Annotated in this window: 21 protein-coding genes; 10 read left to right on the top strand and 11 right to left on the bottom strand. The window is 71.7% G+C overall.

The genetic code is table 11. The features are described from left to right. Positions 1 to 212: 212 nt before the first annotated feature. The 4 genes from prcA to dop form a co-directional block, all read right to left on the bottom strand. A complete protein-coding gene (gene prcA / locus ABZX11_RS47340; RefSeq protein ID WP_354925580.1) occupies positions 213 to 1,010 on the bottom strand; it encodes a proteasome subunit alpha in 798 nt (265 codons plus the stop codon). 52 nt (positions 1,011 to 1,062) lie between these two features. Continuing rightward, on the bottom strand, positions 1,063 to 1,917 hold the full coding sequence (gene prcB, locus ABZX11_RS47335) for a proteasome subunit beta (protein ID WP_354925577.1): 855 nt from the start codon (positions 1,915 to 1,917) through the stop codon (positions 1,063 to 1,065). A 113-nt stretch (positions 1,918 to 2,030) separates the two neighbouring features. Then, the gene (locus tag ABZX11_RS47330) at positions 2,031 to 2,225 is read right to left on the bottom strand and encodes a ubiquitin-like protein Pup (protein ID WP_013226725.1); all 195 of its coding nucleotides are present in this window, start codon (positions 2,223 to 2,225) and stop codon (positions 2,031 to 2,033) included. Positions 2,226 to 2,310: 85 nt separating this feature from the next. After that, complete coding sequence (gene dop / locus ABZX11_RS47325; protein ID WP_354925574.1) at positions 2,311 to 3,813, bottom strand: depupylase/deamidase Dop; 1,503 nt, start codon at positions 3,811 to 3,813, stop codon at positions 2,311 to 2,313. 41 nt (positions 3,814 to 3,854) lie between these two features. Between dop and ABZX11_RS47320 the strand changes: the two genes are divergently transcribed. Beyond that, positions 3,855 to 4,373: an NUDIX domain-containing protein gene (locus ABZX11_RS47320; RefSeq protein ID WP_354925571.1), complete on the top strand. Its 519-nt coding sequence runs from the start codon at positions 3,855 to 3,857 to the stop codon at positions 4,371 to 4,373. Here ABZX11_RS47320 and ABZX11_RS47315 read toward each other — a convergent pair. From ABZX11_RS47315 to ABZX11_RS47305, 3 genes are read right to left on the bottom strand one after another with little or no spacing between them, the layout of a single operon-like run. Further along, positions 4,364 to 4,978: a hypothetical protein gene (locus tag ABZX11_RS47315; RefSeq protein ID WP_254896605.1), complete on the bottom strand. Its 615-nt coding sequence runs from the start codon at positions 4,976 to 4,978 to the stop codon at positions 4,364 to 4,366. The two genes, ABZX11_RS47320 and ABZX11_RS47315, sit on opposite strands and share 10 nt — an antisense overlap. Positions 4,979 to 5,028: 50 nt before the next feature. After that, positions 5,029 to 5,970 carry an aldo/keto reductase gene (locus tag ABZX11_RS47310; protein WP_354925568.1) on the bottom strand — a complete coding sequence of 314 codons (942 nt, stop codon included), beginning with the start codon at positions 5,968 to 5,970 and terminating at the stop codon, positions 5,029 to 5,031. Next, positions 5,967 to 6,302, bottom strand: a complete 336-nt coding sequence (locus ABZX11_RS47305; RefSeq protein ID WP_354925565.1) for a hypothetical protein — start codon at positions 6,300 to 6,302, stop codon at positions 5,967 to 5,969. The genes ABZX11_RS47310 and ABZX11_RS47305 overlap by 4 nt, the downstream gene beginning before the upstream one ends. Positions 6,303 to 6,378: 76 nt before the next feature. On the opposite strand from ABZX11_RS47305, the gene ABZX11_RS47300 reads away from it, so the two are divergent. Both ABZX11_RS47300 and ABZX11_RS47295 read left to right on the top strand, forming a co-directional pair. Then, entirely contained in the window at positions 6,379 to 6,717 is a 339-nt protein-coding gene (locus ABZX11_RS47300) for a metalloregulator ArsR/SmtB family transcription factor (RefSeq protein ID WP_176169481.1), read from the top strand. Positions 6,718 to 6,785: 68 nt separating this feature from the next. After that, a complete protein-coding gene (locus tag ABZX11_RS47295; RefSeq protein WP_354925561.1) occupies positions 6,786 to 7,661 on the top strand; it encodes a TIGR03620 family F420-dependent LLM class oxidoreductase in 876 nt (291 codons plus the stop codon). Here the strand turns inward: ABZX11_RS47295 and ABZX11_RS47290 are convergent. Next, on the bottom strand, positions 7,650 to 8,474 hold the full coding sequence (locus ABZX11_RS47290) for a DUF3626 domain-containing protein (protein WP_354925558.1): 825 nt from the start codon (positions 8,472 to 8,474) through the stop codon (positions 7,650 to 7,652). The two genes, ABZX11_RS47295 and ABZX11_RS47290, sit on opposite strands and share 12 nt — an antisense overlap. 76 nt (positions 8,475 to 8,550) lie before the next feature. Here ABZX11_RS47290 and ABZX11_RS47285 point away from each other — a divergent pair, with 76 nt between their 5' ends. Next, the gene (locus ABZX11_RS47285) at positions 8,551 to 9,477 is read left to right on the top strand and encodes a DMT family transporter (RefSeq protein WP_176169478.1); all 927 of its coding nucleotides are present in this window, start codon (positions 8,551 to 8,553) and stop codon (positions 9,475 to 9,477) included. Positions 9,478 to 9,528: 51 nt separating this feature from the next. On the opposite strand, the gene arc is transcribed toward ABZX11_RS47285, so the two are convergent. Further along, positions 9,529 to 11,331 carry a proteasome ATPase gene (arc, locus tag ABZX11_RS47280; protein WP_176169477.1) on the bottom strand — a complete coding sequence of 601 codons (1,803 nt, stop codon included), beginning with the start codon at positions 11,329 to 11,331 and terminating at the stop codon, positions 9,529 to 9,531. A gap of 370 nt (positions 11,332 to 11,701) precedes the next feature. On the opposite strand from arc, the gene ABZX11_RS47275 reads away from it, so the two are divergent. Continuing rightward, positions 11,702 to 12,616: a hypothetical protein gene (locus ABZX11_RS47275; RefSeq protein WP_354925553.1), complete on the top strand. Its 915-nt coding sequence runs from the start codon at positions 11,702 to 11,704 to the stop codon at positions 12,614 to 12,616. A gap of 13 nt (positions 12,617 to 12,629) precedes the next feature. Beyond that, positions 12,630 to 13,082 (top strand): hypothetical protein, encoded by a 453-nt coding sequence (locus tag ABZX11_RS47270; protein WP_354925550.1) that lies wholly within the window; start codon positions 12,630 to 12,632, stop codon positions 13,080 to 13,082. Between the two features lie 45 nt (positions 13,083 to 13,127). On the opposite strand, the gene ABZX11_RS47265 is transcribed toward ABZX11_RS47270, so the two are convergent. Then, a complete protein-coding gene (locus tag ABZX11_RS47265; protein WP_176169475.1) occupies positions 13,128 to 13,958 on the bottom strand; it encodes a tRNA (adenine-N1)-methyltransferase in 831 nt (276 codons plus the stop codon). Positions 13,959 to 14,054: 96 nt separating this feature from the next. Continuing rightward, a complete protein-coding gene (locus tag ABZX11_RS47260; RefSeq protein WP_176169474.1) occupies positions 14,055 to 15,206 on the bottom strand; it encodes a site-2 protease family protein in 1,152 nt (383 codons plus the stop codon). A gap of 388 nt (positions 15,207 to 15,594) precedes the next feature. Between ABZX11_RS47260 and ABZX11_RS47255 the strand changes: the two genes are divergently transcribed. From ABZX11_RS47255 to ABZX11_RS47240, 4 genes are all read left to right on the top strand, one after another. Further along, positions 15,595 to 16,497 (top strand): RecB family exonuclease, encoded by a 903-nt coding sequence (locus tag ABZX11_RS47255; RefSeq protein WP_176169473.1) that lies wholly within the window; start codon positions 15,595 to 15,597, stop codon positions 16,495 to 16,497. Continuing rightward, the gene (locus tag ABZX11_RS47250; protein WP_354925544.1) at positions 16,497 to 17,288 is read left to right on the top strand and encodes a thioesterase family protein; all 792 of its coding nucleotides are present in this window, start codon (positions 16,497 to 16,499) and stop codon (positions 17,286 to 17,288) included. The genes ABZX11_RS47255 and ABZX11_RS47250 overlap by 1 nt, the downstream gene beginning before the upstream one ends. A gap of 64 nt (positions 17,289 to 17,352) precedes the next feature. Then, on the top strand, positions 17,353 to 18,288 hold the full coding sequence (locus tag ABZX11_RS47245) for a ParA family protein (RefSeq protein WP_176169472.1): 936 nt from the start codon (positions 17,353 to 17,355) through the stop codon (positions 18,286 to 18,288). Positions 18,289 to 18,355: 67 nt separating this feature from the next. Further along, positions 18,356 to 19,486 carry an acyltransferase gene (locus tag ABZX11_RS47240; protein ID WP_354925540.1) on the top strand — a complete coding sequence of 377 codons (1,131 nt, stop codon included), beginning with the start codon at positions 18,356 to 18,358 and terminating at the stop codon, positions 19,484 to 19,486. Positions 19,487 to 19,530: the final 44 nt, after the last annotated feature.

Genomic DNA, 19,530 nt, shown 5'->3' with positions numbered 1-19,530 from the left:
GCCCCCTCCCGTGTTTTTTTAACGGGGGTGTGTGTTTGGCCCGGGGGCTTATTGGGTCCTCCCACCCCCCCCCACCCCCGCTGATGCGGCTGCGTATCGGGTCGGCAGGGGGGTGTGGCCGGTTGGTGGGCCGCTGGACGAAAAGCGGGGCGGGGCGGGGCCTGTTGGCCGCACCCCGCCCGCTTTTCGTTGCCTGCTTGTTCTCTGCTCTTCTACTCGCCTTCGGGCTTGCTCTCCGGCTCCTCGCCCTGGGGGTCCGGGACCGGGAGGAGCGTGTCCAGTGCTGCTCCCGTCAGCCTGCGGAACGCGCGGCGGGGGCGGTCACGGTCCAGGACCGCCACCTCCAGCTTGATCGGGTCCGCCTCGCCGTTTCCGTTCGACGCGCCGGCCGCCGAGGACGAGGCCGACGAGCCCGACCCTGATGCCGGCGGGGTCGGCTGGCTGAGGGACCTCAGCGCCGCCACCGCCACACCCAGTGCCGCCTGCAGGTCCAGGCCGTCCTCGAACGTCTCCTTCAGCTTGGCCGCGATCTTGTCCGTCTGGCCGCCCATCACGATGTACTGGGGCTCGTCGAAGATCGAACCGTCGTACGTCAAGCGGTACAGCTGGTCCTCCGCCGAGCTCGCTCCGACCTCGGCGACGCAGACCTCCACCTCGAACGGCTTCAGCTGCTCCGTGAAGATGCTGCCCAGGGTGGCCGCGTACGCGTTGGCCAGCGCCCGGGCGCTCACGTCACGGCGGTCGTACTGGTAGCCCTTCAGGTCCGCGTGGCGGATGCCCGCGACGCGGAGGTTCTCGAACTCGCTGTAGCGCCCGACCGCCGCGAAACCGATCCGGTCGTAGATCTCGGACACCTTGTGCAGCGTGGCCGACGGGTTCTCCGCCACGAACAGCACGCCGCCCGCGTACTTCAGCACCACCACGCTCCGGCCGCGCGCGATGCCCTTGCGCGCCAGCTCGGAACGCTCCCGCATCAGCTGCTCGGGAGAGGCATACAACGGCATCGTCACGGTGTGCGCTCCAGGTCTTCCGGTGTTCCAACGTTCACTTCAGGCCCCGGGGTCAGGACAGCCGGCGCTGCTGGCGCTCGATCCGCCCGGCCACCACGGCCTCGGCCACCGCCGCCGTCTCCGGCTCCGACAGCTGGACCGCGCCGTGCTCCGCGTTGATCGTCACGACGCTCGGGAAGATGCGCCGGACCAGGTCCGGGCCGCCCGATGCCGTGTCGTCGTCCGCCGCGTCGTACAGGGCCTCCACCGCCACGCGGACCGCTCCTTCGACGTCCGCGTCCGGGTCGTGCAGCTTCTTCAGCGCCGACTTCGCGAACAGCGAACCCGAGCCGATGCTCGCGTAGCCGCCGTTCTCCTCGTAACGGCCGCCCGCGGCGTCGTACGAGACGATCCGGCCCGCGTGCTTGGCGTCCTCGGCCTCCAGGTCGTAGCCCACGAACAACGGGATCGCCGCCAGCCCGGCCATCGCCATCTCGAGGTTCGCCTTGACCATCCCGGCCAGCTTGTTCGTCTTGCCGTCCAGCGACAGCGAAACGCCCTCGATCTTCTCGTAGTGCGCCAGCTCCACCGCGTACAGCCGCACCATCTCCACGGCCAGCCCCGCCGTGCCCGCGATGCCGACCGCCGAATACTCGTCGGTGACGTGCACCTTCTCGATGTCGCGGCTCGCGATCAGGTTGCCCGACGTCGCCCGCCGGTCACCGGCGATCAGGACGCCGCCGGCGTACGTGCACGCCACGATCGTCGTGCCGTGCGGGATGCCCAGCTCAGCCACGCCCGGCGCCACGCGCCGCTCCGGCAGCAGCTCCGGCGCCTGCACGCGGAGGAAGTCCGAAAACGACGACGTCGCCGAGGAAAAGTACGCCGCAGGCAGCGCGGGACCCGAGATGCCCCTGGTGTTGTCCATACGTGCTCAAAAATCCCATCTGTGCGGGCCGGAGCCCCGCGCGCGCAGGACGCGGCGCGGAACCCCGGCCGCCGGCTGAACGGTCGGCAAGGGCGCAGTGCCCCTCCGAGCGGCTACTCGCCGCCCTTCTGCACATAGGCCCGGACGAAGTCCTCGGCGTTCTCCTCGAGCACGTCGTCGATCTCGTCGAGGATCGTGTCGACGTCCTCGCCGAGCTTCTCGCGCCGCTCCTGACCCGCCGCGCCGGTGTCGTCGAACTCCTCGTCGGAGTCACCACCGCCGTGCTTTTCGATCTTTTCCTGGGCCATCTCGCCTCCCGGTCTGGCTGATGTTTCCTAGCCTACCCAGCGGCCCCGACATTCGGGGGAACGCCGCGATCGGTGTGCCGATCGCCTAGTCCGAACCGGTGAGCGCCTCCACCAGCTCCTCCGCCGTCGCCGCGTTGTCCAGCAACTTGCCGACGTGCGCCTTCGTCCCCCGCAGCGGCTCCAGCGTCGGGATCCGCACCAGCGACTCCTTGCCTACGTCGAAGATGACCGAATCCCACGAGGCCGCCGCGATCGACGTCGCGTACTTCTCCAGCGCCCGGCCCCGGAAGTAGGCCCGGGTGTCCGACGGGGGCGTCGTCACCGCGGCCAGCACCTCCTCCTCGGTGACCAGCCGCTTCATCGACCCGCGCGTGACCAGCCGGTTGTACAGGCCCTTCGCCAGCCGCACGTCCGAATACTGCAGGTCCACCAGCCGCAGCCGGGGCGCGCCCCAGGCCAGCTGGTCACGCTGCCGGTAACCCTCCAGCAGCCGCAGCTTGGCCGGCCAGTCCAGCCGGTCCGCGCACTCCTGCGGGTCGCGGGCCAGCGCGTCCAGCACCTCGCCCCAGACCCGCAGGACCTCCTTCGACGCCTCGTCGGCGCCGGTGCGCTCGAGGTTCTGCGAGGCGATCTCGTGGTAGGCGAACTGCAGGTCGAGCCCGGTGTACTTCTTGCCGTTGGCCAGCGCGACCTGCACCTTCAACGTCGGGTCGTGGCTGATCTGGTGCACCGCCTTGACCGGCTCGTCGAGCTTCAGGTCGTCGAACCGGATGCCCGACTCGATCAGGTCCAGCACCAGCGCCGTCGTCCCGACCTTCAGGTACGTCGAGTACTCCGACATGTTCGCGTCACCGATGATGACGTGCAGCCGCCGGTACTTGTCCGCGTCCGCGTGCGGCTCGTCGCGGGTGTTGATGATCCCGCGCTTGAGGGTGGTCTCCAGGCCGACCTCGACCTCGATGTAGTCCGCACGCTGGGAGAGCTGGAAGCCGGCCTCTTCACTCTGCTGGCCGATCCCGACCCGGCCCGAGCCGGTCACCACCTGCCGCGAGACGAAGAACGGCGTCAGCCCGGCGATCACCGCGGTGAACGGCGTCGAGCGCGCCATCAGGTAGTTCTCGTGCGTGCCGTAGCTGGCACCCTTGCCGTCGACGTTGTTCTTGTAGAGCTGCAGCTGGGGCTGGCCGGGCACGGACGCGGCCTTCAGCGCCGCCTCCTCCATCACCCGCTCCCCCGCCTTGTCCCAGATGACCGCGTCCCGCGCGTTCGTCACCTCGGGCGCCGAGTACTCCGGGTGCGCGTGGTCGACGTACAGCCGCGCCCCGTTGGTGAGGATGACGTTCGCCGCCCCCAGGTCCTCGACGTCCGGGTCGTGCCCCGGGCCGCCCGGGCCGGTCAGGTCGAACCCGCGCGCGTCCCGCAGCGGGCTCTCCACCTCGTAGTCCCACCGCGCCCGGCGGGCGCGCGGGATGTCGGCCGCCGCCGCGTAGGCCAGCACGACCTGGGTGGAGGTGAGTACCGGGTTCGCCGTCGCGTCGCCCGGCACGGAGATGCCGTACTCGACTTCGGTTCCCATGATCCGCCGCATGTCCCCACCCTACGGGGTCGTCCTAGTGGAACGATGCACCCATGCCAGGCAGTGACGAACTCGTTGCCCTCTATGACCAGGCCGGAGCCGTGGTGGGCAGCACCACCCGCGCCCGGGTCCGCGCCGACGCCCTGTGGCACGCCGCCGGCGTCGTCCTGGTCCGTTCGGGTGACGGCAGCGCGGTCTACGTGCACCTGCGCACACCCGGTAAGGACGTCTTCCCCTCCACCTGGGACTGCTGGGCCGGTGGGGTGGTGGCCGCGGGCGAGACCCCGGCCGAGTGCGCCCGCCGCGAACTCGCCGAAGAACTCGGCGTCCACGGGGTGGAACCGGTGCCCCTGTTCACCAAGGTCTACGACGACGGCCGCAACCGCTGCCACAACTTCGCCTTCGAGGTCCGCTGGGACGGCCCGATCCGCCACCAGCCCGAAGAGATCGTCGAAGGCCGCTGGATCCCCCTCGGCGAGCTGCGCGCGTGGGTCGACGACCCCGCCCCGGAGCTGCCCTTCATCCCCGACGGCCGCGAAGGCGTCCAGGAGTGGTTCCGCCGCTACGGCTGAGCGAGCAGCTTCGCGGTCATCACGGGCAGCAGGCGCTTCGCCGCGTCCACCGCGCGCGCCTCCGTGCTCGCCGAGACCGCCAGCTCCGACACGAGCCTTTCCTTGGCCAGCAACACCGTGCAGGTGGCACCGTCGCACCAGGCGCGCTGCAGCTCGACCCCGGACTGGCGGGGAACGCTCACCACCTTGCCCGAGCACTCGGTTTCCCGGACGGCCTGGACGGCTGACCGGTCCGGGAACGTGAAGACGCGGTGGCTCAGCACCGACCCGCCGGGGTAGCGCCAGGTCGCGGTCCGGCTGGCCGCCGAGGGCCCGTCGGCCAGGCACCCCGAAGCCTCGAGCGTGCCCGGCTGCACGCCTTCGCCGGCGACGTCGGCGTCGGTCAGCAGCGCCTCCCCCGCGAGCTTGCCTGGATCGAACGCCGCCGGCGTCACCGGCACCGGGCTCACCGGGGCTTCCGGCGCCTTCGGCGGCGCCGCCACGGCCGACGTGGTGGGTACCGGATCGTCGTAGTACGTCTCGAGGTTGTCCGGGTCGGGGCCTTCACAGCCCGTGAGGCCGACCAACGCGACCGCGGCCAACGCGATCGCCTGCCGATGACGCACGTCGACTCCTGTCATCCGGGATTCGTGCTTGGGCAGGGTAGTGCAGCCCGTCAGTCCCACGCCAAGGAGGACCGGTGTCGCCAGTAGGCCTCGGGTTCCTCGGCGATCCCCTGCAGCGCAGCCCGTTCGGCCGCGGTCAGCTCGAGCGCCGTGGCCCGCAGGTTCGCCGCCAGCTGGGCCGGGCTCGCCGGGCCGATGACCGCCCGGTCCACCCAGTCGTTGGCCAGCACCGCGGCCACCGCGACCGCGTCCGGCCCGGTCCCGTGCGCGGCCGCGATCTCGCGCACCACGGCCGGTGCTTCGACCACGAGCCTGCCGTTGGCCACGGTTTCCTTGACCAGCACGCGCTTCCCGGCCGCGTGCGCCGCGGCCAGCGCCGTCCCCGCGGACGGCTCCAGGACGTTCCACGTCGACTGCACCGCCGAGAACACCGCCCGCCCGGCCACTTCCAGCGCGAACGCCCGCTCGATCGCGGCCGCCTGGGCGGGCCCGGACGTCGAAAACCCGACCGCGACCCCGTTCGCGGCCAGCTCCGCCAGCGCCTCGAGCAACGGCTCGTCGGTGAACAGCGGACTGTCCACAGTGAGCGAATGCACCTGGTAGAGCCCGACCCGATCCCCCAGCAGCGCCAGGGTTTCCGCCCACTGCGCGGCGAACCTCGCCGCCGAGTGCTCCTTCACCTCGTGCACGTCGGCGTCGAGCCGCCACTCCCCCACGTAGGCGTAGCCCCACTTGCTCGAGACCTCGACCCCGGTGTGCCCGCGCTCGGCGAGCCAGCCGGCCAGGAACTCCTCGGAGCGCCCGTAGGACCGCGCGACGTCGACGTGCCGGACGCCCGCGGCGTACGCGTCGTCGAGCACCGCGAACGTCGCCGCGCGCATCGAAGCGACGTCCCGCACCGGCGGCAGCGCGCCGTCCCGGCCGAGGTTGATGTAGGCGGGACGGCCCAGCGCCGCGAGGCCGAGGGCGATCCGGTCCGCGGACCCGCTCATGCCGTCTGCTTGTGCCGCAGGATGGCCAGCCACTGCCCCGCGGTCTGCGCCTGGCGGTGCAGCTTCTCCAGGCGGGCGGCCGGGGCCCGGACGTAGCCCTTGCCGAAGACGGGGGCGATCTGCCGCAGGCTGGCCCCGCCCTCGCGGGCCGCGAGCAGCAGCCAGTCCGAGGCGTCGGCGCAGGCCGCGGACGCCCGGCGCAGCTCGCCGAGCAGGTCGATGAGCTCCTGGGCACTCACCTCCCCCGCTTCGACGGCGGCGGCCGTCGTCTCCAGCCAGGCCAGGACGCCGGCTTCGGTGATGGGTGCGCGGGGCCGGGATTCTTCGGTCACGCCGGTGAGTATAGGCCGTTATACGCGTTGGATCCGGGAGTACACGCCGGGTGCGGCTATGCTGATCTCGAGGCCCATGAGCACACACATCGAACCCGAAGCCGACGTCGAGCCGCTGCTCGACGTCTTCAAGGCGCTCGCGAACCCGGTGCGGTTGCAGGTGCTGCGGTGGCTGCGGGAGCCGGTGCGGCACTTCCCCGTAGAGAGGGCCATCGCCGATCCGGTCGAGGTCGGCGTGTGCGTGACGCACATCCAGGAGAAGACGGGGCTGGCGCAGTCGACCGTCTCGGCGTACATGGCCGAACTGCAGCGCGCCGGGCTGGTCCGGGCGACGCGCGTCGGGAAGTGGACGCACTACAAGCGGGACGAGGCCCGGATCGCCGAGCTCGTCTCCACCCTCGGCCGCACCCTCTGACCTGTCCCTCCCCCGGTCCGGCGCCTCCACGCGTTGCGTCATATCGAAAATCTGCGATACTTCGATTTATGGGTACGATCGAGAACATGCGGCTCGGCCGCTACGGCATCTGGACGTTCGACTTCGAGGACCAGCCGGCCGCGCTGATCCGGGACTCCGTGCAGGAACTGGAAGAACTCGGCTGGCCGGCGATCTGGATCCCGGAGAGCGAAGGGCGCGAAGCCCTCACGCACGCCGGCTTCCTGCTGGCGGCCACCCGACGCATCACCGTCGTGAACGGCATCGCGCAGATCTGGTCCCGCGAGGCGCAGTGGACCCGCGGCGGCGCCCTGCTGCTGGCCGACGCCTACCCCGACCGCCACCTGCTGGGGCTCGGCTTCGGCGCCGGGAAGCCCGGCGCGAAGCCGCTCCGGGCGATGAACGACTACCTCGACGCCCTGGACACCGACACCAAGGTCAACCCCGCTCCGCGCTCGCCGGTGCGGCGGCTGCTCGCCGCGTACGGCCCGAAGATGCTGGAACTGGCCCGCGACCGCTTGGCGGGCGCCCACACCTACCACGTGACCCCGGAGCACACCGCCCAGGCGCGGGCGATCCTCGGCGCGGAACCCTTCCTCGGTGTCGAGCACGCCGTGCTGTTCGAGACGGACGCGACCAAGGCGCGCGAGATCGCCCGCAAACACCTGCACCCGTACCTCACCACGCCGTACAACATCGCGAAGTTCCGCCGGCTCGGCTACACCGATGAGGACATCGACGGCGGCAGCGACCGGCTCGTCGACGACCTCGTGTTCTGGGGCGACCTCGAGACGATCACCGCGAAGCTGCGCGCCCACCTCGACGCCGGGGCCGACCACGTCGGTGTCCAGGTCATCGGCGTCGAGCCGGGCACCTCGGCCATGCCGCACTGGCGCCGGCTGACCGAGGCGCTGCTACCCGGGTAGGCCGAACCGCGCGGTGCAGTGCCAGACCCGCTTGAGCACCTGGGGGTCGTGCCGGCCGGCCCGGACGGCGTCGCCGATGACACGGGCGTCCAGCCACCCGTCCTCGGCGATGTCTTCCCCGGCCCGCACGGCGTCCGCACCGCGGTAGCCCGCGCGGGCGGCGAGGTCCGCGACCGGCAGCCGGAACCCGTGGTGCCAGCGGACCGGGAACGGGAACTCCGCGGCCGCGGCTTCGACGTCGGTGCCGCGGAAAGCCGGGTCCAGCACCAGGGCCGCGACGTCGTCCGGCAGCCGGAGCGGGCCGTGGACGTGAGCCTCGATGTAGTCGTCGAGCTCGTCGGGGGTGTCGGCTTCGACGAGCGGGAGCAGCGGGAAGTGCCTGCGCGTGCCGAAGTGCGCCGGCTCGCGGAAGCTGTCCGGGTAGCAGAACGTCGTGCGCGCCAGCACTTCCCGCCGGAGCCGGAAGTGCGCCGACCCGAACCGGACCGAGCCACCGGCCGGGCGGCGGCGGTGGTCGAGCGAGCCGTACTTCGGCCGGGCCGACGGCGGCAGCGCGTCGTAGACGCCGCCGAACATCCGGTGCTCCCAGCGCCACCGGTCCCCTCCGGGGTGGGCGGTCAGGCCGCCGTTGCCTGTGCCCGTCTCGAACTGCGACCGGTAGACACCGTCGGTCAGCCAGTGGCGCAGCAGCGGCACCTCCCCCACCAGCCGGTCCGGGTGGAAGTGGATCGTGACGTCGAGGCCGTCCGGCAGTGGCGGACCGTCCGCGCGTGCCTCGACGTACGCGACCGCCGCTCGCCATTCTTGCCCCATGGTATAGGCCGTTATACACAACGCGGCGTCGGAAAACCACTGGCTTCGCGGCCGGTGGCCCGGTTTGACTGCGGCCATGCGACTGTCGGAGTTCGGGGTCACGGTGCGGTTCGCGCTGCTGGCCGTGGTGTGGGGTGCGAGTTTCCTGTTCATCAAGGTCGGTCTCGACGGGCTCTCCCCCGGCCAGGTCGCGCTCGCCAGGGTGGCGCTCGGCGCGCTGGCGCTGGCCGGGATCCTGCTGGTGCGCCGGCGGCGGCTCCCCCGCGATCTCATCCTGTGGGCACACCTCGCGGCCGTGTCGGTGTTGCTGTGCGTGGTGCCGTTCCTGCTGTTCTCGTGGGCGGAGCAGTACATTCCGTCCGGGCTGGCCAGCATCTTCAACGCGACGACACCGCTGATTACGATGCTGCTGGCGGCCGCGGCGCTGCCGGAGGAGCGGTTCACGCCGCCGCGGGTGCTCGGCTTGCTGCTCGGGTTCCTCGGGGTGCTCACGATCGTCGGGGTATGGCACGGCATCGACGTGTCCCATCAGCTGACCGCCCAGCTGGCCTGCCTCGGCGCGACGACGTGCTACGGCGCGTGTTTCGTCTACCTGCGCCGGTTCGTCTCACCCCGTGGGACGGATCCGGTGGTCGTCGCGTTCGGCCAGACGGCGTCGGCGACGGTGATCCTGGGCCTGCTCAGCCCGTTCGTCGCGGCGACGCCGGTGCACCTGAGCCTGCCGGTGGTGGCGAGCATGCTCGCGCTCGGGGTCTTCGGCACCGGGATCGCGTACGCCTGGAACACGCGGATCATCGCGGCCTGGGGCGCGGCCAACGCCTCGGCGGTGACGTACCTGACGCCGGTGGTCGGCGTGCTGCTCGGCGTGCTCGTGCTGGGCGAGCCGGTGAGCTGGAACCAGCCGGCCGGGGCGCTGCTGGTGGTGCTGGGGATCCTGGCCGCGCACGGCAGGTTGCGCCTGCGCCGCTCAACTTCCGCCGAAGCCGAGCTCGTCCGCCGCTAGACACGCCGATGGGGCGGCCGCCGAAGCGACCGCCCCACCGTGCGTTCGAACCTACAGGTACTGACCGGTGTTCGTGGCGGTGTCGATCGCCCGCCCCGAGTCCTGGTTCTTGCCGGTGACGAGCGTGCGGATGTAGACGATCCGCTCACCCTTCTTGCCGGAGATCCGGGCCCAGTCGTCCGGGTTGGTGGTGTTCGGGAGGTCCTCGTTCTCCGCGAACTCGTCGACGATCGCGTCGAGCAGGTGCTGGACGCGCAGACCGGGCTGCTTGGTCTCCAGCACCGACTTGATCGCCGACTTCTTCGCCCGGTCCACGATGTTCTGGATCATCGCACCCGAGTTGAAGTCGCGGAAGTACAGGACTTCCTTGTCCCCGTTGGCGTAGGTCACCTCGAGGAACCGGTTCTCGTCGCTCTCCTCGTACATCCGCTCGACCGTGTGCTGGATCATCGCGTCGAACGTCGCCTTGGCGTCGCCGCCGAACTCGGCGAGGTCGTCAGCGTGGATCGGCAGGCCTTCGGCCAGGTACTTGGAGAAGATGTCCTTCGCGCCTTCGGCGTCCGGACGCTCGATCTTGATCTTGACGTCGAGCCGGCCCGGCCGCAGGATCGCCGGGTCGATCATGTCCTCGCGGTTGGAGGCGCCGATGACGATGACGTTCTCCAGGCCTTCGACACCGTCGATCTCCGACAGCAGCTGGGGCACGATCGTCGTCTCCACGTCGGACGACACGCCCGAGCCACGGGTCCGGAAGATCGAGTCCATCTCGTCGAAGAACACGATCACCGGGGTGCCTTCGGAGGCCTTCTCCCGCGCCCGCTGGAAGATCAGGCGGATGTGCCGCTCGGTCTCCCCGACGAACTTGTTGAGCAGCTCGGGGCCCTTGATGTTCAGGAAGTAGGACTTCCCGTCCGCCGCGTCGCCGCGGGCCTCGGCCACCTTCTTGGCCAGCGAGTTCGCCACCGCCTTGGCGATGAGCGTCTTGCCGCAGCCCGGCGGGCCGTAGAGCAGGACGCCCTTGGGCGGCCGCAGCTGGTACTCCTGGTACAGGTCGGCGTGCAGGAACGGCAGCTCGACCGCGTCCCTGATCTGCTCGATCTGCCGGGTGAGGCCACCGATGTCCTCGTAGCGGACGTCGGGCACCTCCTCCAGCACCAGGTCCTCGACCTCCGCCTTCGGCACGCGCTCGTACGCGTAGCCGGCCTTGGAGTCGACCAGCAGCGAGTCGCCCGGCTTGAGCGGCTGCTCGGCCAGCAGGTCGGAGAGCAGGACCACCCGCTCTTCGTCCGCGTGCCCGACCACCAGCGCGCGGGGGCTGCCGCCCTCGACGTCCGGTGCGAGCACCTCACGCAGCGCGCACACCTCACCGGTGCGTTCGAAACCGCCGCCTTCGACCACGGTCAGCGCCTCGTTGAGCCGCAGCGCCTGGCCGCGGCGCAGCGACGAGATCTCGACCGCGGGCGAAACCGACACCCGCATCTTCCGGCCGGCCGTGAAGACGTCCACCGTGTTGTCCTCGTACGCCTCGACGAAGACGCCGTACCCGGACGGTGGCTGGGCCAGCCGGTCGACCTCCTCGCGGAGAGCGAGGAGCTGTCCTCGCGCTTCGCGCAGGGTTTCGACCAGTTTGGTGTTGCGTTCGGTGAGCTGGCTCACCCTTTCCGAGGCCTCGGCGAGCCGCTGTTCGAGAACGCGGTTCTGCCGTGGCGAGTCCGTCAGTTTGCGGCGCAGCAGCGCCACTTCTTCCTCGAGAAAACGGATCTGCCGAGCCTGCTCGTCCGCCGTCGTCCCAGCTCCGGATGTTGCTGAAGGGTCGGCCTCCTCGCGCCGACCTCCGGGAAGGTCATGATGCATCGGGCACCTCCTCGGAGTGCTTTTCATTCCACGGTACCGGCGATCACCGACAAGAAAAGGCCTTTCCGGATCACAAGATCGGCGCGTCGCGGTTTGCCTGCCGCTCCCAGCACGGACATTCCCGCAGCGCAAGCGGCCATTTCGGTGCCGTGGCGCCGGTGTGTCGCGGGTTCGCGAGTGCCGGGATGAAGCCAGCACGTCGGGAGTACCCCGCCCGTGAGACGGCCAACCCCCGCCCGGGATCCGGGCAATTCCGGCCAGTTCCGCCCTAACCGCGCGGCGCGGCGGCCCGGTGGCTAGCATCGGGCAACGCCGTACCGGCCCCCACGGGCCGGGCGTGGTCACGGAGCAACGCTAGGGGGCACCAGTCATGACCTACCCGCCGCAGCAGCCAGGCGGCCAGCCGGGGGGCTACGGGCAGCAACCGGGCCCGTACGGCCAGCCCCAGCAGGGCGGATACCCCCAGAGCGGCCAGCAGCCCCAGCCCGGTTACGGCGGGACCCAGCAGTTCGGGCAGCCCGGTCCGTACGACGGCACGCAGCAGTACGGCCAGCCCGGCGGGTACGACAGCACCCAGCAGTACGGCCAGCCCGGCGGGTACGACCAGTACGGCCAGGGCGGTTACCAGCCGCAGACGGGCCCTCAGCCCCAGCAGGGCTACCCGCAGTACGGGCCGCAGGACCAGTGGGGCCAGCCCCAGCAGCAGGGCTTCGGCGGCTACGACCAGTACGGCGGTGGCTTCGGGGACGCGCCCCCGCCCAAGAAGAAGAAAACCGGCCTGATCATCGGCCTGGCGGTGGCCGCGGTGGTGGTCGTCGGCGGCGGCGTGACCGCGGTGGTCCTCGCGACCCGCGGCGACGACCAGCCGACCGCCGCCCCGCCGGCGAGCACCTCGGCGGCGCCGACGACGGCCCCGAAGGCGTCCACCCCGAAGCCCAAGAGCACCACCCCGAGCAGCCCGACGTCGAAGAGCAAGCCCGCGAGCGGCCCGGCCCCCGGCGGCAAGCCCGGCTCCCAGGAGCTGTTCGACGCGACCGTCGCCGCGTACAACGCGCGTGACGAGGACGCACTGGGCGACACCATCTGCCGCAGCGTCTACGAGGGCAGCACGGGCACGATCCCGAAGGTCACGGTGAAGCTGACCGGCACGCCGGAGGAGACCGGCGACAAGGCCACCGTCCGCTACTCCGCCACCGACGGCACCAAGACCAAGGTCGGCACCATGTCGGCGCAGAAGGAATCCGGGCTCTGGTGCCTGTCCAACGTCAAGGCGGACGGCTCGTGAGCACCCGGCGTCGGTGAACCGCGCGCTCGCCGGCGGGCTGGTCCTGGTCGGTGTGGCCGGTGCGGGCGTGGTCCTCGGCCTGCTGCTGGTCGCCCCCGGCGGCGGCTCCCAGCCGGAGCCGTCGGCCACGCCGCCACCACCGTCCCGCCCGACGACCCCCTCCGCACCCGACGAAGCCGACACGGCGGCGGTCGCGGTACTGGCCCGCGCGATCGTCGACGCGATCGCCCGCCACGACTCGGCCGCGTTCGGCAAGCTCACCTGCCGCCCCCAGACCGCGGACGCGCTCGCCCGCCTGCAGCGGATGTGGGACGCGGCCGGCCCGGTGACGGTCAAGCTCCTGGAGCCCCCGGACCTGCGCGGCGAGTCCGCGACGGCGAAGGTGCACGTCGAAGCGGCGGGCGGGGTGAAGGACACGCCGTTCCCGCTGCACAAGGAGAACGGCCGCTGGTGCGTGCCGGGCTAGCCGGTCCGGTCGGCGCCCGCAGGCCGACGCGGTCCCGGCCCTGCCTCAGCCCTTGCCCTTGCTCGGCCGGCGCGAAACGCGCGGGGACACCGTCCCGTCGGCCAGCCGGCGCGCGGTCAGGAGGAACGCCGTGTGCGCCACCATCCGGTGGTCCGGGCGGACCGCCAGGCCGACCACGTGCCACGGACGCATCAGCGTCTCCCACGACTCGGGCTCGGTCCAGCACTGCTGCTCGCGCAGCGACTCCGTGACGCGCGAGAGCTGCGTCACGGTGGCCACGTAGACCGTCAGCACCCCGCCGGGGACCAGGTGGGCGGCCACGTTCGGCAGCTGCTCCCACGGCGCCAGCATGTCCAGCACGACGCGGTCGACCTCGCCCTCGTGCGAGGCCAGGTCGGCGACGGTGAGCGACCAGTTGGCCGGCTTCTCGCCGAAGAACTTCACCACGTTGCGCTCGGCGTGCTCGGCGTGGTCGTCGCGGATCTCGTAGGAGTGCACGTGCCCGGCCGGGCCGACCGCGCGCAGCAGCGAGCAGGTCAGCGCCCCGGAACCGGCCCCCGCCTCGAGCACGCGCGCGCCGGGGAAGATGTCGCCCCACATCACGATCTGCGCGGCGTCCTTCGGGTAGATCACCTGCGCGCCGCGGGGCATCGACAGGACGTAGTCCGGCAACAGCGGGCGCAGCGCGAGGTAGGTCGACCCGCCCGCGGACGTCACCACCGAGCCTTCGGGCCTGCCGATCAGGTCGTCGTGGGCCAGGGCACCGCGGTGGGTGTGGTACTCACCACCGGCGGCCAGCGTCAGGGTGTAGTGCCGCCCCTTCGAGTCGGTCAACTGCACCCGATCACCCGCGCTAAACGGTCCGCTGACCGACAACACTTCCTCCTGTAACCCGTTTGGCCGACGCCAGATCTTCGCAGGTTGCACAGGGCGAGGGCTCAGCGGGTACGGCGGTTCACCGGGTACGGCGGTTCACCGGGTACGGCGGTTCAGCGCGGCCCGCAGGTCGTCCCGGCGCAGCACACCCGCCGGGCGGCCCTCGTCGTCCACCACGAGGAACTGCCACGCCGCCGTCTCGCGGACCCGCTCGACGACGTCCTCCCCCGGTTCCGAAGCCAGCAGCACGGTCTCGGCCCGGATCGGCTCGGCCGCGAACTCGGCCGGCGCGTGCGGCGACGAACTCGCGAGCCGTTCCGCCTCGCCCACGTCCAGCAGCCCGGCCGCCACGCCGTCCGCGCGGACCAGGACCACCCCGCGGCCTGCCGAGGCGGCCAGCGCGTCCGACACCGGGCTTTCCGCGGGCAGCTGCAGCACCGGCCGGACCAGCTCGCCGAGGACCAGGCCGTCCGGCCAGGTGCGGCGCGCTTCGGCGGCCAGCTCCGACCGGGCGCCGAGGACCACGAACCACGCCGTCACCACGCAGACGCCCAGCCGCAGCCAGCGGTCCGGGCTCGCCGTCGCCAGGCCCCACAGGGCCCACACCAGCAGCCCCGCGGCCACGACCGCACCGCCGGCGACGGCCGCGCGCGTGCCCTTGGCGCGGATGCCGGTGACCGCCCAGACGCCGGCGCGGACCAGCCGCCCACCGTCCAGGGGCAGCCCGGGCAGCAGGTTGAACACGCCGACGGCGAGGTTCGCCACCGCGCACTCGGCGACCAGGAGCCAGACCGCGCCGTCCGGCGGCACGGCGAACATCAGCAGCCCGCAGAAACCTCCGAGCAGCAACGACACCGCGGGCCCGGCGGCGGCGACCATGCCTTCGTCACCGGGACGCTTGGGCGTGCGGGCCACTTCGGACAGACCGCCGAGGAGGAACAGCCGCAGCCGCCGCACCGGGATCCCCAGCCGCAGCGCGACCAGGCAGTGCCCGAGTTCGTGGGCGAGCACGGACAGGCCCAGCAGCAGCGCGAACGCCCCGGCCAGCAGCCACGACGTGGTGGCGGAGGCATCCGGGAGCAGCCGCCCGACCAGCGGCGCGTACAGCACGACGACGATCAGCGACCCGACCCACCACGAGGGCGCGAGCAGCACCGGCACCCCGGCGACCCGGAACAGCACGAGGCCGCCGTCCGGGCGGACGGCCTGCCGGGCGCCCCCGGTGCCCTGTTCACTGGTCGCGGCCATGCGGAGAGCCTAGAGCCCCGGGTGTGGGGAGCAAGTGATCCGCCCCGACCGATGTCGTCCCGTACCCGAAGGGCCGACCCGGCGCCCCCGCGCACCCGGACGGTCGCCCTGCGTACCTGGAGGGTCGACCTGCGTACCGGGAGGGTCGGCCCGCGTACCCGGACGGTCGGTTCGCGTACCCGGAGAGTCGGGTTGCGTCCCTGGACGGTCGGGTTGCGTACGCGGGAGGACGACACGCGTACGCAGCTGGACGACTCGCGTACCTGGGCGGACGACACGGTGGCCGGGGCCGTGTCGTCCCTTCGCGTCCGTGTGTCGTCCGTGTGTCGGAGGGGTGGCGGGCGTTGCGGTCGCCGGAACTGTCGTACCCCGGCGTTACGCTCTGCCCATGCCCGACGCCGACACCGTCACCACCGAACCACCCGCCGCGTCCGCCGTCGCCACCGAGGTGCGGCGGCGGCCCGCGTTGTCGCCGTCGAGGGCCAGCGACTTCAAGCAGTGCCCGCTGCTCTACCGCTTCCGCGCGGTCGACCGGCTGCCCGAGGTCCCGACCAAGGCCCAGCTGCGCGGCACGCTCGTCCACTCCGTCCTCGAGCGGCTCTTCGCCCTCCCCGCAGCCGAGCGCGTCCCCGCGCAGGCCCGCGAGCTGCTCGGCCCGGCCTGGACGGACCTGTCCGCGGACCGTCCGGAGTGGACCGAGCTGTTCGACGGCGAGAAGCCCGACGAACACGCCGAATGGCTCCGCTCGGCCGAAAAGCTCCTCGACGCCTACTTCGAACTCGAAGACCCGCGCCGCCTCGAGCCGGAGGCGTGCGAGCTGCACGTCGAGATCGAGCTCGGCTCCGGCGTCCTGCTGCGCGGCTACATCGACCGGCTCGACGTCGCCCCGACCGGCGAGATCCGGGTCGTCGACTACAAGACCGGTGCCGCGCCGCGCGAAATCGGCGAGGCCAAGGCGATGTTCCAGATGAAGTTCTACGCCGTGGTCCTGTGGCGGCTGCGCGGGATCGTGCCCCGCCAGCTCAAACTCATGTACCTGACCGACGGCCAGTCGCTGGCCTACACGCCCGACGAAGCCGAGCTGCTGCGCTTCGAACGCACCCTGGAAGCCATCTGGCAGGCCATCCTCAAGGCGGGCAAGACCGGCGACTTCCGGGCGAACAAGAGCAAGCTGTGCAACTGGTGCGACCACCAGGCGCACTGCCCCGAGTACGGCGGCACCCCACCCGACTACCCCGGCTGGCCGGAGCCCGGCGCGGGCGAGGAGACACCCCTGGACCGGGCCGACTGATGGCCGACGCCTTCTACGTCCCGCTCGGCGGAGACCGGTTCTCCGCGACCCGGCACACCGCCGGCCCGTGGAGCCCGGACGCCCAGCACTTCGGCCCGCCGTCGGCGTTGCTCGTCCGGGCCCTCGAAACCGTCGAAACCGCCCACCCGGCCGAGCTCGCGCGGGTGACCGTGGAAATCCTCGGCCCGGCGCCGGTCGCCGAGCTCACCGTCCGGGCCCGGGTCGAGCGCCCCGGGCGGTCGGTCGAGCTGCTGCAGGCGGAGCTCGCGAGCGCCGATCGGGTCGTGGCGCGGGCGTCGGCGTGGCGGATCGCGACGTCGGACACCGCGGAGGCGGGCACCGACGCCGGTCCCCTGCTGCCGGGCCCGGACAGCGTCGGCGAGTCGCCGTGGCCGGAGGGCTGGCAGGCCGGCTACCTCGACGCGATGGAGTGGCGGGCCGTGCGCGGCGGCATGGACGTGCCGGGCCCGGCGGCCGTGTGGGCCCGCCAGCGGGTCCCGCTGGTCGACGGCGAGGAGCCGAGCGGCCTGCAGCGGCTGTTCGCCGTCGCCGACTCCGGCAACGGCGTGTCGAACTACCTCGACCCGCGGAAGTGGTGGTTCATCAACTCCGAGCTCACCGTGCACCTGCGCCGGGTGCCGGAGGGCGAGTGGATCGGCCTCGACGCGGTCACGCTGGTCGGCAAGCACGGCATCGGCACCGCGACGAGCATCCTGCACGACGCGGGCGGCCCGGTGGCCACCGGCGCGCAGGCGCTGATGGTCCGGCCGCGACAGGCCGGGGCCGGATAGCCACCCACAACGGGCCCGCATCCAATAACCTTCGCGGAACGACCGACTTGAGGAGCGCTCCGGCATGCAGATCACCTCGGTGGTCAACCAGAAAGGCGGGGTCGGCAAGACCTCGCTGAGCGTCGGCACCGCGGCCGCACTGGCCGAGCGGGGCCGCCGGGTGCTCCTGGTCGACCTCGACCCGCAGGGCCACGCGACGACCGAGATGCTCGGGCTGTCCGAGGTGGCCGCGGACCAGCCGAGCCTGGCGAAGGCGCTGGCCAAGACGTGGAAGGGCCCGATCGAGGAACTCGTCGTGCCGCACCCGCGCAGCAACCTCGGCAAGGGCGGCGCGCTCGACGTGGTGCCGACGTCACCGGGGATGTTCGACCTGATCCGGCGGCTCGACTCGTTCCGCGTCCCCGGCTGGCAGCTCGCGCGGGTCATCCAGTTCGCCAACTACGACCACTGCGTCATCGACTGCCCGCCCGCGCTGGACGTGCTGACGAACAACGCGCTGGCGGCCTCGCACGGCATCCTGGTGCCGGTCCAGCCGGACAAGACGAGCATCCGCGCGCTGCGGCTGCTGGCCGATCAGGTCCGGTACGTCGAGCAGACCGTAGGGCGGCAGCCGCTGTCCTGGTTCGGACTGGTGCCGAGCCTCTACCGGCGCCCGATCTCGCACTACGCGGCCGCGGCGCTGCAGGAGATGTACGACTTCGGCATCCCGATGCTGTCGCACCTGCCGCTGGGCGTGGTGATGAACGAGGCGGCGGCCCACGGCGTCCCGGTGACGACGTACGCACCGGAGACGTTGCAAGCGCTGTCCTTCCGCGAGATCGCCGAAACGCTCGACAGCCACCTGGCGCAGAACGCGGCCCCGGCGGTGGTCCCGGCCGACGAGGAGTTCGTCTTCGAGGACTTCATCTCCGAGGTGGCGGTGGCCCGCAACGTCAACGACAACGGCGCCCGCAAGGGCCTCTACGACCTGCTGCCGAAGAAACCCAACCGGCCCCGGTAGAAAATTTCCCCCGGTTTCTGGCCCGTTCGGCGGGTGGCGGTGATCCGAATGGGTTAGCGTCGCTCGCATGTCGGGGGTCCCTGCCAAACTCCATGCCCATCCCACCGTCGGGTTCGCCTGGCTGCGCATGATCGGCGCGGTGCTGGTGCTCGTCGACCACAGCGCGCCGCTGCTCGATCCGCACCGGCTCACCGTCTTCCCGGCTTCGTGGCACATGTCGCCGGGTTACCTGGCGCTGATGGGCTTCTTCGCGATGAGCGGGTACCAGATCCAGGACAGCTGGGCGCGCGACCCGTCGTGGTGGCGGTTCGGCGCGCGGCGGCTGCTGCGGATCATGCCGCCCCTCGTGGTCGTCGTCGCGATCACGGTGTTCGTCATCGGGCCGCTCGTCACGACGTGGCCCGCGCACGACTACTGGACGCACGTCCAGACCTGGCGGTACCTGGTCGGCACCATCGTGCTGTTCTTCATGCAGCACCAGCTGCCCGGCGTCTTCAGCGACAACCCCTACCCGTTCTCGGTCAACGGCGCCATCTGGACGCTGCCGATGGAACTGCTCGGTTACGGCGTGGTCCTGGTTCTGGGCGTGCTGGTGCTCCTCGGCCTGCCGAAGCTGATCCAGGTCGTCGCGCTCGCCGGCCTGGTCGGCGCCGACAGCGTGTTCCGGGCGACGTTCGAGTACCACGGCGGCGGCGGGTCGCTGGTCTACATCCCGCTCGGCTCGACGGTGTCGTTCCTGGTGCCGTTCGCGATCGGGATGGTGCTGCACACCCACCGCGACCGCATCCCGTTCCGGCCGAGGTACGCGATCCCGTTGTTCCTGGCCTATCTGGCGCTCAGCCAGACCCCGGCGAGCCGGTACGCCCTCGCGATCAGCGCCGCTTACGGTGCCCTCACCCTCGCCACGCACTGGCCGAAGCGCCTGGAGCGGTTGGGCCCGCACGTCTACGGCAGCTACGGCACCTACATCTGGGGCTTCCCGGTGCAGCAGCTGATCATCCTGGCCGGGGTGCGGCAGGTGTGGCTGCTGATCCTGCTCGCCGTCCCGGCGGCGTACCTGGTGGGCCTGCTGTCCTGGCACCTCGTCGAACTGCCCACGCAGCGGCTCCGCCGGTACCTGGCCACCCCGGTGCGCGCAGCCGCCCCCGCGGCGGCGCCGCGCGCACAGCCGGTCCCGGCGGGTTCACCACCCGGCTAGCGAGCCCCGGGGGGGGGGGGGGGTGTGGGGGGTGGGTGCGGTGG

The organism is Amycolatopsis sp. NPDC004169 (assembly GCF_040610315.1).
Classification (GTDB): Bacteria; Actinomycetota; Actinomycetes; order Mycobacteriales; family Pseudonocardiaceae; genus Amycolatopsis.
Note: the sequence above shows the minus strand (reverse complement) of the source record. Positions and strands in the feature narration are given on the sequence as shown.

Excerpts from the sequence above, each read along its gene's own strand:
- ABZX11_RS47275 (WP_354925553.1), top strand. The coding sequence starts at position 11,702 with ATGACCTACCCGCCGCAGCAGCCAGGCGGCCAGCCGGGGGGCTACGGG.
- ABZX11_RS47310 (WP_354925568.1), bottom strand. The coding sequence starts at position 5,970 with ATGAGCGGGTCCGCGGACCGGATCGCCCTCGGCCTCGCGGCGCTGGGC.
- ABZX11_RS47330 (WP_013226725.1), bottom strand. The coding sequence starts at position 2,225 with ATGGCCCAGGAAAAGATCGAAAAGCACGGCGGTGGTGACTCCGACGAG.
- ABZX11_RS47250 (WP_354925544.1), top strand. The coding sequence starts at position 16,497 with ATGGCCGACGCCTTCTACGTCCCGCTCGGCGGAGACCGGTTCTCCGCG.
- ABZX11_RS47300 (WP_176169481.1), top strand. The coding sequence starts at position 6,379 with ATGAGCACACACATCGAACCCGAAGCCGACGTCGAGCCGCTGCTCGAC.
- arc (WP_176169477.1), bottom strand. The coding sequence starts at position 11,331 with ATGCATCATGACCTTCCCGGAGGTCGGCGCGAGGAGGCCGACCCTTCA.
- prcB (WP_354925577.1), bottom strand. The coding sequence starts at position 1,917 with ATGGACAACACCAGGGGCATCTCGGGTCCCGCGCTGCCTGCGGCGTAC.
- ABZX11_RS47245 (WP_176169472.1), top strand. The coding sequence starts at position 17,353 with ATGCAGATCACCTCGGTGGTCAACCAGAAAGGCGGGGTCGGCAAGACC.
- ABZX11_RS47255 (WP_176169473.1), top strand. The coding sequence starts at position 15,595 with ATGCCCGACGCCGACACCGTCACCACCGAACCACCCGCCGCGTCCGCC.
- ABZX11_RS47290 (WP_354925558.1), bottom strand. The coding sequence starts at position 8,474 with ATGGGGCAAGAATGGCGAGCGGCGGTCGCGTACGTCGAGGCACGCGCG.
- ABZX11_RS47295 (WP_354925561.1), top strand. The coding sequence starts at position 6,786 with ATGGGTACGATCGAGAACATGCGGCTCGGCCGCTACGGCATCTGGACG.
- ABZX11_RS47320 (WP_354925571.1), top strand. The coding sequence starts at position 3,855 with ATGCCAGGCAGTGACGAACTCGTTGCCCTCTATGACCAGGCCGGAGCC.
- ABZX11_RS47285 (WP_176169478.1), top strand. The coding sequence starts at position 8,551 with ATGCGACTGTCGGAGTTCGGGGTCACGGTGCGGTTCGCGCTGCTGGCC.
- ABZX11_RS47240 (WP_354925540.1), top strand. The coding sequence starts at position 18,356 with ATGTCGGGGGTCCCTGCCAAACTCCATGCCCATCCCACCGTCGGGTTC.
- dop (WP_354925574.1), bottom strand. The coding sequence starts at position 3,813 with ATGCGGCGGATCATGGGAACCGAAGTCGAGTACGGCATCTCCGTGCCG.
- ABZX11_RS47260 (WP_176169474.1), bottom strand. The coding sequence starts at position 15,206 with ATGGCCGCGACCAGTGAACAGGGCACCGGGGGCGCCCGGCAGGCCGTC.